General features: G+C 59.2%; 12 protein-coding genes. 8 read left to right on the top strand and 4 right to left on the bottom strand.

Annotated features, from left to right (window positions below):
- The first annotated feature begins 91 nt into the window (after positions 1–91).
- Positions 92–1,588 (top strand): CoA-acylating methylmalonate-semialdehyde dehydrogenase, encoded by a 1,497-nt coding sequence (locus PL597_RS05715; protein ID WP_077984513.1) that lies wholly within the window; start codon positions 92–94, stop codon positions 1,586–1,588.
- A 91-nt stretch (positions 1,589–1,679) separates the two neighbouring features.
- Here PL597_RS05715 and PL597_RS05710 read toward each other — a convergent pair whose 3' ends face one another.
- Entirely contained in the window at positions 1,680–2,729 is a 1,050-nt protein-coding gene (locus PL597_RS05710; RefSeq protein WP_271364744.1) for a Fe(3+) ABC transporter substrate-binding protein, read from the bottom strand.
- A gap of 173 nt (positions 2,730–2,902) precedes the next feature.
- On the opposite strand from PL597_RS05710, the gene rirA reads away from it, so the two are divergent.
- The 7 genes from rirA to PL597_RS05675 all read left to right on the top strand — a co-directional run bounded on the left by rirA (position 2,903) and on the right by PL597_RS05675 (position 9,176).
- Complete coding sequence (rirA, locus tag PL597_RS05705; RefSeq protein WP_077984514.1) at positions 2,903–3,373, top strand: iron-responsive transcriptional regulator RirA; 471 nt, start codon at positions 2,903–2,905, stop codon at positions 3,371–3,373.
- A 169-nt stretch (positions 3,374–3,542) separates the two neighbouring features.
- Positions 3,543–4,589, top strand: coding sequence for an AbrB family transcriptional regulator (locus tag PL597_RS05700; RefSeq protein WP_077984515.1), 1,047 nt, complete (start codon positions 3,543–3,545; stop codon positions 4,587–4,589).
- A gap of 141 nt (positions 4,590–4,730) precedes the next feature.
- Entirely contained in the window at positions 4,731–5,642 is a 912-nt protein-coding gene (gene osmF / locus PL597_RS05695; protein ID WP_137409585.1) for a glycine betaine ABC transporter substrate-binding protein OsmF, read from the top strand.
- A 96-nt stretch (positions 5,643–5,738) separates the two neighbouring features.
- The gene (locus PL597_RS05690) at positions 5,739–6,905 is read left to right on the top strand and encodes an ABC transporter permease (RefSeq protein ID WP_271364743.1); all 1,167 of its coding nucleotides are present in this window, start codon (positions 5,739–5,741) and stop codon (positions 6,903–6,905) included.
- On the top strand, positions 6,902–7,840 hold the full coding sequence (locus tag PL597_RS05685) for an ABC transporter ATP-binding protein (RefSeq protein ID WP_269824869.1): 939 nt from the start codon (positions 6,902–6,904) through the stop codon (positions 7,838–7,840). The genes PL597_RS05690 and PL597_RS05685 overlap by 4 nt, the downstream gene beginning before the upstream one ends.
- Positions 7,837–8,577 carry an ABC transporter permease gene (locus tag PL597_RS05680; protein WP_271364742.1) on the top strand — a complete coding sequence of 247 codons (741 nt, stop codon included), beginning with the start codon at positions 7,837–7,839 and terminating at the stop codon, positions 8,575–8,577. Before PL597_RS05685 ends, PL597_RS05680 begins: the two co-directional genes overlap by 4 nt.
- 110 nt (positions 8,578–8,687) lie before the next feature.
- Positions 8,688–9,176, top strand: a complete 489-nt coding sequence (locus PL597_RS05675) for a gluconokinase (protein WP_162520591.1) — start codon at positions 8,688–8,690, stop codon at positions 9,174–9,176.
- On the opposite strand, the gene PL597_RS05670 is transcribed toward PL597_RS05675, so the two are convergent.
- The 3 genes from PL597_RS05670 to PL597_RS05660 form a co-directional block, all read right to left on the bottom strand.
- Entirely contained in the window at positions 9,173–10,474 is a 1,302-nt protein-coding gene (locus PL597_RS05670) for an NAD(P)/FAD-dependent oxidoreductase (RefSeq protein WP_271364741.1), read from the bottom strand. The genes PL597_RS05675 and PL597_RS05670 overlap by 4 nt on opposite strands.
- Position 10,475: 1 nt before the next feature.
- The gene (locus PL597_RS05665) at positions 10,476–11,837 is read right to left on the bottom strand and encodes a glutamine synthetase family protein (protein WP_165691302.1); all 1,362 of its coding nucleotides are present in this window, start codon (positions 11,835–11,837) and stop codon (positions 10,476–10,478) included.
- A gap of 172 nt (positions 11,838–12,009) precedes the next feature.
- Positions 12,010–13,257, bottom strand: a complete 1,248-nt coding sequence (locus PL597_RS05660; RefSeq protein ID WP_269833587.1) for an NAD(P)/FAD-dependent oxidoreductase — start codon at positions 13,255–13,257, stop codon at positions 12,010–12,012.
- Positions 13,258–13,335: the final 78 nt, after the last annotated feature.

The raw sequence follows: 13,335 nt of genomic DNA, 5'->3' as shown, positions 1-13,335 counted from the left end.
TCTATTTTTGCACAATGGATGCTTATTTCAGGCGATTGATTTGTGCAAATCGAAAGGTAATGCTGCGCCATCACATTCTGGAGGAAAACCCATGAAGGAAATCGGTCATTTCATTAATGGCAAGCATGTGCCCGGCACCAGCGGTCGCACATCGAATGTCTACAACCCGGCCACTGGCGAAGTTCAGGCGACTGTCGCGCTTGCGAGCGATGCCGAGCTTCGCGCCGCTGTTGAGAGCGCAAAAGCGGCACAGCCAAAATGGGCCGCCACCAATCCGCAGCGCCGCGCCCGCGTTTTCTTTAAATTCGTCGAGCTTCTGAACCGCGACATGAATGAGCTGGCGGTGCTGCTTTCCAGCGAGCACGGCAAGACCGTCGAGGATTCCAAGGGCGATATCGTCCGTGGCCTCGAAGTGTGCGAATTCGTCTGCGGCATTCCGCATCTGCAGAAGGGTGAATTCACCGAAGGTGCTGGCCCTGCGATTGACATGTATTCGATCCGCCAGCCGGTCGGCATCGGTGCGGGCATCACCCCGTTCAACTTCCCCGGCATGATCCCGATGTGGATGTTCGCCCCGGCGATCGCCTGCGGCAACGCCTTCATCCTCAAGCCTTCCGAGCGCGACCCGTCCCTGCCAATCCGCCTTGCCGAACTGATGATCGAAGCCGGTCTTCCGGCTGGCATCCTGAACGTCGTCAACGGCGACAAGGGCGCGGTCGACGCCATCCTGACCGATCCCGATATCGGCGCGGTCTCCTTCGTCGGCTCGACGCCGATTGCGCGCTACGTCTACGGCACGGCCGCCATGAACGGCAAGCGTGCGCAGTGCTTCGGCGGTGCGAAGAACCACATGATCATCATGCCGGATGCCGATCTCGACCAGGCGGTAAACGCCTTGATGGGCGCAGGTTACGGTTCCGCCGGCGAGCGTTGCATGGCGGTTTCCGTTGCGGTTCCGGTTGGCGAAGAAACGGCAAATCGCCTCGTTGAAAAGCTCATCCCGCAGATCGAGGCGCTGAAGATCGGTCCCTATACCGATGACAAGGCCGATATGGGTCCGCTCGTCACCAAGGAAGCCCAGACGCGCGTCAAGGGTCTGATCGACAGCGGTGTCGAACAGGGCGCAAAGCTACTGGTCGATGGCCGCGACTTCAAGCTGCAGGGTTATGAAGACGGCTATTTCGTCGGTGGCTGCCTGTTCGACCATGTCACTCCTGACATGGACATCTACAAGACGGAAATCTTCGGACCGGTTCTCTCCGTCGTGCGCGCCAAGAACTACGAAGACGCGCTGGAATTGCCGATGAAGCACGAATATGGCAACGGCGTCGCGATCTACACCCGTGACGGCGATGCCGCCCGCGACTTCGCAAGCCGCATCAATATCGGCATGATCGGCATCAACGTTCCGATCCCCGTTCCGCTCGCCTATCATTCCTTCGGCGGCTGGAAGGCTTCGAGCTTCGGCGACCTCAACCAGCACGGCACGGATTCGATCAAGTTCTGGACAAAGACCAAGACGATCACCTCGCGCTGGCCGTCGGGTATCAAGTCGGGCGCAGAATTCGTCATGCCGACAATGAAGTAACCCGAGAAGCACGTAGACAAACAAAGCCCCGCTGCAAAAACAGCGGGGCTTTTTATTAGATTTCGGCAGAACGGTAAGGGTTGCGCCGGGATTAGTTGGTCGGGCCGTCGTTGAAACCCACTTCATCAACCAGTTCGGACGCCTGCTTGCGATGGGCGGCTATGTCCGTCAGCGGCAGCTTGTCCGGATTGATGGGGCCGAAGCCCTTCACAACATCGGATGGCTCCGCACCGGGCAGCACCGGATATTCAAAGACCTGCCTGGCGTAGATTTCCTGCGCCTCCCGCGAGGCCAGGAATTCCATCAGCTTCAGCGCATTGTCTTTGTTGGGGGCGTATTTCGTCAGAGCCATGCCGGAGATATTCACATGCGTGCCGCGATCGCCCGCATTGGGGAAAATCACCCGCACCGATCCGGCCCATTCCTTTTCTTCCGGCTCGCGATCATTGGTCAGCATCAGGCCGACATAATAGGTGTTGCCGAGCGCGATATCGCATTCACCGGAAAAGATCGATTTCGCCTGGCTGCGGTCGGTTCCATCAGGCTTGCGAGCAAGATTGTTCTTCAGGCCGGTCAGCCATGTGCGGGTATAATCGACGCCGTGATGGGCGATCATCGAGGCGATCAGCGCGATATTATAGGAATGCTGGCCGTCGCGAATGCAGATCTTGCCCTTCCATTTCGGATCGGCAAGCTCCTCATAGGTAATCTCCTTCTGGGTCACCCTTTCCTTCGACGCATAGACCACTCGGCCGCGCGTGGTGAGCCCAAACCATTCGCCCTCGGGATCGCGCAGATTGGCGGGGATATCCTTTTCGATGACGGGATCGTTGAGGACCGGCTGGGTAACCTTGCCCTCCCTCGCCTCGACGAGACGGGCGATATCGACCGTCAGCAACACATCCGCAGGTGAATTGACGCCCTCGGCCTGAATGCGTTCCACCAGCCCCTTGTCGAGAAAAAGCACATTCGCCTCTATCCCGGTTTCCTTCGTGAAAGCATCGAGCAGCGGCTGGATCAATTCAGGCTGGCGATAGGAATAGACGTTAACCTCCCCCTCCGCCAAAGCGACGGGCGCGGCGACAAGGATCGTCAACCCTGAAAAAACGGCAGCGGAAAAGTATGATTTCAAGCTTGCCATTATGAACGCCTCCATTACATTCGGATTCTTGACTTGTTTGTTCATGAATCATCCGGACGGTCAACAACGCTGTTCGAGAAATATCGGATGGGTACCAGTTTTTTCAGTTTTTGGAATTGTTCTAAACTGAAAAAGAGACTATATAACTCCACATTGAGAGTTAGGAGACCAGCATGCGCTTGACCAAACAGACCAACTATGCCGTTCGCATGTTGATGTATTGCGCCGCAAATGACGGCCATCTGAGCCGCATTCCCGAGATTGCCAGGGCCTATGGCGTTTCGGAGCTGTTCCTGTTCAAAATCCTGCAGCCGCTCAACAAGGCAGGTCTGGTGGAGACCGTGCGCGGCCGCAACGGCGGCGTGCGTCTTGGCAAACCCGCCGACAAGATCAGCCTGTTCGACGTGGTGAAGGTTACTGAAGACAGCTTCGCCATGGCCGAGTGCTTTGAGGATGGTGCGGTGGAATGTCCGCTTGTAGATAGCTGCGGCCTCAACTCGGCGCTTCGCAAGGCGCTTAATGCCTTTTTTGACGTTCTGGCGGAATACTCAATCGATGATCTCGTCAAGGCGCGGCCCCAGATCAACTTCCTCCTGGGTCTGGACACGGAAATGCCGAAGGTCGCTCCCCTTCCGGCTGCCTGATCATCCCATTGTCCCATCGGGAATTGCCATAGCCCGTGCCCTGTAGGCCACGGGCTTTTCTTATGTAAATAAGCAAGAAATGTAATATTTCTGGTCCTGCGTGTTGACGTCATGAACGGAAGCGGCGCATTTGGTCGCGAGCTTTTTCAAGCAAACACTCAGCGTCGCAATGATCATCAAGCCTGAACTCCATACATTCGCGCTCACCGCGCTCGTCGGCAGCATTGGTGCGCTGCTCGCCAGTCTCATCGATATCCCGGCGCCTTTTCTTTCCGGCCCGGCGCTTGCCGTGACGATTACGGGACTGGCCGGTGTAAGGCTTGGTATTCCCGCCTTTATCCGCAACGCCTGTTTCGTCGTCGTCGGCATTTCGATGGGAACGAGCGTGACGCCGTCCGTGATCGACGCCGCAAAGACCTGGCCCCTGAGTTTCGTAGTCGTGCTCGCCGCCGTCGTCATCATGCTCTATGTCGCCTACTGGATTCTGCATTACGGCTTCGGTTACGACCGGACGACAGCGATGCTAGGCGCCTCTCCCGGTCATCTCAGCTATATCATCAGCCTCGGCGCCGAAACGAAAAGCGACCTTGCGACCGTCAGCATCGTGCAAAGCGTGCGGGTGCTGGCGCTGACGCTTTCCGTGCCGCTGATCGTCGAATATTTCGATCTTGTCAGCAGGGAACCGCTTGTGGCCAACCCGCCAATGGGCCTTTTTACGCTGGCGCTGACCATCGGTGCATCGCTTCTGACCGGCTGGCTCTTCCTGCGCTGGAAGTTTCCGGCCGCCCTGCTGCTTGGCGGTGTCGCCATTTCCATAGGCACCCATATTACCGGCCTTACCGAAGGCGGTGTTCCCACCTGGCTCAGCCTGCCCGTCTATGTGCTTATCGGCTGCCTGATCGGCACGCGCTTTTCGAATGTCTCACTGATGGACGTGCGGAAAGGCTTTCTGGCGGGCTTCGTCGTCACCATCGCCGTGATGGTTATCGCTGGCAGCATTGCCTGGATGATTTCCGGTGTGACCGGCGTTCCTCTCAATGCCGTCATGATCGCCTATTCGCCGGGCGGTCTGGAAACCATGGCGGCGATGGCGGTGATGATGCATGCCGATACCGCCTATGTCGGTTCCCATCACGTCATCCGGCTCTTGTTTCTGTCCGTTCTCATGCCGCTCGTCATGGGCAGGGATGCGCGCAAACGTGACGGCGAAACCTGACTATCGGCGTCCGGCCGCAGCCAATGACGCAAAAAAAGCAGATGGCATGCAACCTTTTTTCCTTCCGGCTGTTTATGTTGTGCCGCAATTGCGGCGGCGATTTTTCGCCTGTTCGCAGGCTGACCCACCGGAGGAACATTCATGAACCGCTTGATGACGTTGACGGGCGCCGGACTTGCGCTTGCCCTTTCTGTTTCCATCGCGCAGGCGCAGGTGGTCGTGTCGTCCAAGATCGACACGGAAGGCGGTGTTCTCGGAAACATCATCCTCGCCGTCCTCAATCAGAACAAGATCGAAACGACGGATCGCATCCAGCTCGGCGCGACGCCGGTTGTGCGAAAAGCGATCACAGCCGGCGAGATCGACATTTATCCGGAATATACCGGCAACGCCGCCTTCTTTTTCTCCAAGGCGGACGATCCGCTCTGGAAAGATGCAGCCAAGGCCTATGAAGAAGCAAAAACACTCGACTTCGACGCCAACAAGATCGTCTGGCTGACACCATCTCCGGCCAACAACACCTGGGCTATTGCGCTGCGCAAGGACGTCGCCGACAAGAACAATCTCAAGACGCTTTCCGACTTCGGCAAATATGTTGCCGATGGTGGCGAGGTGGTCCTTGCCGCTTCTTCCGAATTCGTCAATTCCGCCGCTGCGCTGCCTGCATTTCAGACCACCTATGGCTTCACCATGAAGCCTGACCAGTTGATCACGCTTTCCGGCGGCGACACTGCGGCCACGATCGCCGCCGCCGCCAACCAGACGAACAACGCCAATGCTGCCATGGTCTATGGCACGGATGGCGGCATCGCGCCTTCAGGTCTCGTGGTGCTGGAGGATGACAAACATGTGCAGCCGGTCTATCAGCCAGCGCCGATCATTCGCGAAGAGGCTTTGAAAAAGCACCCGAATATCGAAGAGTTGCTGAAACCCGTGTTCGAAAAACTCGATCTGGCAACCCTGCAGGACCTGAATGCGCGCGTGCAGGTGGGGGGTGAACAGGCCAAGACCGTAGCCATCGACTTCCTGACAAAGAACGGCTTCGTCAAGTAACCGCTCGCGACGCCGGAGCGGGTTGCGGGAGCCGGTACGTTCCCATGATCCGGTCCGAATCCAGAGTAGGCGAGACAAAAGGCAGGGGAGCAGGATTTGACGAAGTGGCCTGACAAAGTGGGCGTGGTGATTTCGTCCCTGCTTCTTTATGCGCTTTTTGCGTCGCCTTTCATGACATTGCGTGCCAACCGGATCGTTCAGGGCGAGACACGCACGGTCTTCGAAGCGCTTCCGGGTTCAGCTGCAACTCTTCTCGTCACCATCGTTCTTGTTTCAGTCTTCATCGCCTTTTTCCGGTTTCCCACGCGATTGAAACTCGCAGCCGCGCTGGTCGGTCTTGCGGCACTGGCGGTTTTCATCGGGCAGGCGGCATCTTTTCTCACGCCAGAGGGTAACAGTTTTGCCCGCGTTTCGCCCGCAAGCGGCTTCTGGTTGATGTTTGCCGGTCTGGCTCTGCTCGCTACGGATTGTATTGCGCGTCTTGAGCCGAAGCCCGCTGCCCGGATTTTGTTGCTGCTGGCGGCCATCGCCGCACTCGCGGCCGTGCTGACAAGCGGCCTCTGGAACGACCTCTCCATCATCAAGGAATATACCGGCCGGGCCGATACGTTCTGGACCGAGGCTTTGCGGCACGTGGAACTTGCCATAGGCTCGCTGATCGCGGCGACCGTAGTGGGTATTCCCCTGGGGATACTCTGTTACAGGGTCGAGTGGTTGCGCGCGGGTGTACTGAATGGCCTCAATATCGTCCAGACCATCCCTTCCATCGCCCTTTTCGGCCTTTTGATCGCCCCGCTGGGGTGGATCGCAGCCACTGTGCCGGGCGCCGCGAAAATCGGCATCGCCGGCATCGGCATGGCGCCCGCTTTCGTGGCGTTGTTTCTCTATTCGCTGCTGCCGGTCGTTTCCAACACTGTGGTCGGTCTTTCCGGCGTTTCGCAGGCGGTCCGGGAAGCGGCGCGCGGGCTTGGCATGACGCCGGTGCAACGGCTGCTGCGGGTGGAATTTCCGCTGGCCATGCCGGTCATCCTCACCGGCATCCGCATCGTACTGGTGCAGAATATCGGCCTGGCGACGATAGCCGCCCTGATCGGCGGCGGCGGTTTTGGCGTTTTCGTATTTCAGGGCATCGGGCAGACAGCGATGGACCTCGTGCTGCTCGGCACCGTACCGACCGTCCTTCTTGGCTTTGCCGCAGCAATAACACTCGACGCCCTCATCGACAGCAATCTCTTCAGCGCAGGCGGAAGGCAAAAGGCATGATCGAAATCGACACCATCACGAAACGATATGGCGATGCAGCCGTCGTTGATCAGGTATCGTTGACTGTCGCGCCGCGCACCGTCACCGTCATCGTCGGCACCTCCGGCTCGGGAAAAACCACCCTGCTGCGCATGATAAACCGGCTGGTGGAGCCCACCTCCGGCACGATCCGTATCGACGGTGAGGATGTCAGCGCCATACCCGGCTTCAAGCTGCGCCGCCAGATCGGCTACGCCATTCAGGGCCATGGCCTTTTTCCGCACCGGACGGTGGCCGAAAATATTGCGACTGTTCCGCAGTTGATCGGCTGGGATCGCAAGCGGATCAATGCGAAGATCGACGCGCTGATGCAGCTCTTCCAGCTCGATCCCGCGCTTTATGCCAACCGTTTCCCGCATGAACTCTCAGGCGGTCAGCAGCAGCGTGTCGGCGTCGCGCGTGCGCTGGCCGCCGAACCGAACATTCTCCTGATGGACGAACCCTTCGGCGCGCTGGACCCGGTGATCCGCGCCAAGGCCCAGAACGATCTTCTCGACATCCAGAAAAAGCTCGGCGTGACCGTCGTTCTCGTCACACACGATATGGACGAGGCTTTTCATCTGGCGGATCGTATCGCCGTGATGGACAAAGGCCGTATCGTCCAAGACTGCCCGCCGGCCGAATTGGTGCTGAAACCGGCGACGGATTTCGTGCGCACCATGATCGGCGAAAACGAACGGGCGCTGAAACTGCTATCCGTTCTCTCCGTTGCCGATGTCGTGGAGCCGGGAAATGCTAAGGGCGAACCGCTCACCGAACATACAAGCCAGCGCGACGCCCTGTCGGCCATGTTATGGGCGGGCTGCGATGCCTTGCCGGTCGTCGGGGACGATGGGCAACCCGCCGGCCGGGTGCGGCGTGATGTTCTCCTCCAGCGCGCCGCCGGAGCCCTATGAAAAACGCATTATCCTTCTTTGCTCTCGGGCTACTGCTACTGGCGCTGATCATCTTTCTGGCAGCGCCGCAGGTCTTCGCACCGGTGTTCCGCCCTCTCGTGCAGGCCAATGCACCCGCAATCTACACGCAGGCCAATCTGCTTTCCCTCACCCTGTCGCATCTAACTATCGTGGCGATTGCCACGGGCTTGGCCACGCTCACGGCGGGGGCCCTTGCGGTTCTCGTCACCCGGCCTTTCGGGGCGGATTTCCTGCCGCTGTCGCGCAGCATCGTTAATATCGGCCAAACCTTTCCGCCCGTGGCGGTGCTGGCGCTGGCCGTGCCGATGATCGGTTTTGGCGAAAAACCGACGCTCATTGCCCTGTTTCTCTACGCGCTTTTGCCGGTATTCGAAAATTCGCTGACGGGTCTTACGACCCTGCCCGCCACGGTGATGGACGCCGCGAGAGGAAGCGGCATGACCGGCTGGCAACGCCTTGTCAAAGTGGAGTTGCCGCTTGCCCTTCCAGCCATTCTCGCCGGCATCCGGCTTTCGGCGGTCATCAGCCTTTCGACCGCAACCATCGGCTCGACAGTCGCGGCGCGCACCCTCGGCGAAGTGATCATTGCTGGCCTGCAATCCAACAATCTGGCCTTCATTCTTCAGGGCGGGCTGATCGTTGCGGCGCTGGCGATCCTGATTCACGCGGCCTTTTCCGCCATGGAAAAGACTGCGGCGCACAAAACCGGGCACTGACACAGTGCAAGCCCCCGCATTTTTATATTCCCGATGCCTGCCGCACATGATAGGGGCTGACGGTCGAAACAGAAACATTCGAGGTGCGGGTGACACAGGCAATTGTCGTGATGGGAGTGAGCGGCTCCGGCAAGTCCACAGTCGCGGAAGCAGTGGCGGAGAAACTGGGCATTGCCTTCATAGAGGGCGACAAGCTGCACCCGAAATCCAATGTCGAAAAAATGTCCGAAGGTATTCCGCTGACGGACGAAGACCGTTGGCCCTGGCTCGATCTGATCGGCGCGGAACTGCGCAAGGGCAGCGAAAGCGACGGTGTCGTCGTTTCCTGCTCGGCGCTTAAGAAAATCTATCGCGACCGCCTTCGCAAGGCCACCGGCGGCCCGCTGGCTTTCGTTTATCTGGATGGCAGCCTGGAGCTTCTCAGCCGGCGCATGGGTGAGCGCAAGGGCCATTTCATGCCGCTTTCGCTGCTGCAGACCCAGCTTGCCACGCTGGAAGTGCCGACCGGCGAACCGGGCGTCGTAACCGTCAGCATCGATGCCACACCGGAGGATATTGCGAATAACGCACTTTCCGGTTTGAAGACGGTAACGTTCTAAAATCCGAGCCTGTCGCGCAGGCCGTACCACCATGCGCCAAGCACGGTCAGCGGCACCCGGAATGTCTTACCCCCGGGGAACGGATAGTTCGGCAGCGAGCTCCAGACATCGAAACGTTCGGCGTGGCCGGCAACGGCCTCGCCCAATATCTTGCCGAGCAAATGGGTGGTCGTCACGCCATGGCCGCTATCGCCATGCGAAAAATAGATATTGTCGGACAGCCTGCCCATATGCGGGATGCGCGTGAGCGTCAGCGCAAAATTGCCGCTCCAGGCAAAGTCGATCTTCGTCTTTTCCAGTTGCGGAAAGGTCTTCAGCATATTCGGCCGGATCACACCCGTCAGATCGGCAGGATCGCTGCCGCCATAGCCGATGCCGCCGCCATAGAGCAGGCGATTGTCGGAGGTGCGGCGGTAATAATCGAGAATGTAATTGGCGTCCTCGACGCAATAATTGGCGGGCAGAAGCTCCTCGATCAGATCGGCATCAAGCGGCTCCGTTGCCATGACCTGGCTTGAGACGGGCATCATCCGCTCGCCGATTTCCGGCAGCAAGGTGCCGAGATAGGCGTTGCCGCAGACGAGAACATATTTCGCCTTCACGCTGCCCGTTGCCGTGCGCACGATGGGATTGACGCCCTGCTCCACCGCGATGACACGCGAATTTTCGAATATGCGGGCTCCAAGGCTTTCGGCAGCCGCCGCCTCGCCCTGCACCAGATTGAGCGGGTGGATATGGCCACCGAAGCGGTCGATCATGCCGCCAGCATAACGGTCGGTCTTCACATAGTGGCCGACATCCGCCGTGGAGACCATTTCGAGACCGCCATGACCGTGTTTTTCCCAATGGGCTTTGTGAGCTTCCATCTCGCGGATTTGTTTCGGTGTGAAGGCGGCAAAGAAACCGCCATCGACGAGATCGCAATCGATGGCGTAGTTGGCGATGCGGTTGCGGATGATCGCGCCGCCTTCAAGCGACATTTCGCCGAGTTTCACCGCCTTGTCATGCCCATAGCGACCGGCAATGGTTTCGAGATCACGGCTATAGCCGTTGACGATCTGACCGCCATTGCGCCCCGAAGCGCCGAAGCCGACGCGGACACCTTCCAGGACGATGACGGAATAGCTGCGTTCACTGAGTTCCAGCGCGGCGGAAATGCCGGTGAAGCCGCCACCGATGATGCAGACATCGGCTTCCAGTGTCCCTTCGAGCGAGGGCCGCACGGATTTGACGTTGGCGGAGGCCGCATACCACGATGATGTGTGACCGGGATTGGGAATGTTCGTTACCTCAGCCATCTCACACCGTCCTGATATAGGCGTCATATTCGACGTCGGTTACACGCAGGGAAAATTCGGAAAGCTCCTGCTGTTTGCAGGCGGAAAACAGCGTGCGGTACTTCTGGCCGAGCGTCGCATAGGCAAAGCTCGAGCGCGTGAAGCGCTGCAACGCGTAGTCCCAGTTGGTGGGCAGCGGCTCGTGATTGATCGCGTGGCTGTCGCCGGCAATCGCGCCGCCCGGCTGGCGCTTCTCCTTCATGCCTGCCAATGCGGCGCTCAGGATCATCGCGACAACGAGATAGGGGTTGGTATCAGCGCCCGCGACCCGATGTTCGATACGCGTCGCCGTCTTGCTGGCAACGATGACACGCACCGCCGCCGAGCGGTTGTCGATGCCCCAGGAGGCGTAGGTCGGCGCATGTTCGCTGGGGGTCAGGCGGCGGTAGGAATTGGCATGGGGGGCGAAGATCGCCATGCTTTCACCCATGTTTTCCAAGAGGCCGCCGACCGAATGCATCAAAGCATCCGACGGGCCGTTCTCCCCGGCGTATATGTTCCTGCCGTCCCTGTCGAGAACGGAAAAATGCACGTGCATGCCGTTGCCGGCCTGCAACCCGTAAGGCTTGGCCATGAAGGTGGCGTCGAGGTCATGCCGCCGCGCCACGCCCTTGACGATGCGTTTCAGGAAGACGGCGAAATCGGCCGCCTGCAATGCATCCGGCACATGGTTGAGGTTGATCTCATATTGCCCGGGGCCGTTTTCCCGCAGCGTCGTATCGGCAAGGACGCCCTGTGCGCGGCAGGCCGTGGCAATATCATGGAAAACATCCTCGAAATCCTGTAATTCGGAAATCGACAGAACCTGTGTCTGGCCCGTGTGCCATCGGCCCTCGCGGCTGCGCGGCGGGCGGACAGGATCGAGCGCGGAGCGGACAGGATCGATCAGGTAAAATTCAAGTTCGGTCGCCACGACCGGCGTGAGGCCCGCCTTTTTATAGGCGCTTAGAACCTGCGCCAGAACATGGCGCGGATCGCCATAAAAGCCGGTCCCATCCGGATTTTTCATTGCCAGCAGAACCTGTGCCGTTGGTCGGCCAAGCCATGTCACCCGCGACAGCGTGCCTGGAACGGGGAAACAAAAACCGTCTGGATCGCCCGTGCCTTCCGCAAGACCTGCAGCATGCACATCTCGACCCCAGATATCCAGCGCATAGACCGACCGGGGAATGGCCATTCCTTTCTCAAGAACGTCAATTGCCCGTTCGCGCGGAATCCACTTGCCGCGCGGCACGCCGTTCGCATCTATGACGAAAGCTTCGAGAATTTCGATATCGGGATTATCGGCGAAAAATTTCTTTGCGTTTTCAATATCATCCATCATGCACCAGCAAGCCGTTTCCATCTCGTTTCATGCGCAGCGAGTTGCGCTAACGAAAGTCGTCCTGCTGCTGATAGATGAGAAACCTCGCCACCATGATGACGTTTCGCCCCTTTTCCCTTTGCACGCGACCATGTTACGTGGCCTGTCCCCGGAAGGCCAGCGGATTTAGCTATCAGGGATTGAACCTTTCCGGGCGATAGGCGTCGATGGCGATAACCGACGTTTCGCCAAGCATGGTTTCCGCCAGCACACGGCCGGTGATCGGCCCAAGTGTGAGGCCATGGTGGGCGTGCCCGAAAGCAAACCACAATGTTTTATGGCGCGGCGCCTTGCCGATGATCGGCATCATATCCGGCGTACAGGGCCGCGCTCCCATCCACGGTTCCGCATCCAGCCGGCCGCCGAGAGGAAAGACGGTACGCGCCACCCGCTCCGCCCGCTCGATCTGCACGGGAGATTTCTGCGCATCGCGTTCGGCGAATTCCGCGCCCGTTGTCAGGCGGATACCCTTGCGCATCGGCGCGAGGAAATAACCGCGCTCGGCGTCGATCAGCCAGTTATTGAGCTTCGCGCCCTCCTGTGGCGCATAATGCATGTGGTAACCGCGTTTCACACCGAGTGGAAAGCGGTAACCCAGCCGTTCCGTAACGGTATCCGCCCAGGGGCCTAGCGCCACCACGGCATGTTCGGCCTCGACTGCGCCGGTTTCGGTGCGCACCGTCCAACCGCTCACCGTCTGGCTGAGGGTGGAGGCATCACCGCGGACGAAACTTCCGCCAAGGCTCTCGAACAGCCGAACATAAGCGAGCGTCAGCGCATGCGGATCACGCACCGACCAGGGATCGTTCCACTTCAGGCCGCCGACGAAATCATGGCTGAGATGCGGTTCGGCTGCGGCAAGCTCCTCGGCGTCGAGTTTCGTATGGGAAATACCGTGGTCGCGCGCCAGACGCTCGGCGAAAGCAAAATCTGCATCCCGCCTTACGGCGGTCCTGTAGGCCTCCATCCAGCCGTTCTTGACGATCAGATCACCGGCTTTCGCTTCCTCGATCAGGATGTTGTGTTCCGAAACCGAATGCTCGATCAGCGGCGCATAGGCGCGGGCAATTGCCGCGTGGCGCGAGGCTGCGGAATTATACCAGTAGCGGCCGAGAAACGGCACGATCTTCGGCAGGGCGGAGAGGTGATAGCGAGCATCGATGCTGTTGTTCAGGGAATAGCGCAGCAGAAGGGCGAGATCCTGCGGGAAGGCATAAGGTACGACGCCTTCTCTCTGGATCAGCCCGGCATTGCCGAAGGAGGTCTCCTCACCCGGCCCGCGCCGGTCGACCAGCACCACCGACTTACCCCTGCGGGCCAGTTGCAGGGCGATGGAGACCCCGATGATCCCCGCACCCAAAACGATCACATCCGCTGCCATGGCAATCAATCCGTTTCCGCGTCACTGCCCCTCAACATGGGTCGGCTTTTTCCGCGAAGCAACAGAAAAATCATCGTC

The organism is Agrobacterium sp. ST15.13.013 (genome assembly GCF_027956525.1).
In the GTDB taxonomy this organism is placed as follows: domain Bacteria; phylum Pseudomonadota; class Alphaproteobacteria; order Rhizobiales; family Rhizobiaceae; genus Agrobacterium; species Agrobacterium salinitolerans.
The sequence above is the reverse complement of the archived record's forward strand: the minus strand, read 5'-3'. Positions and strand labels throughout refer to the sequence as shown.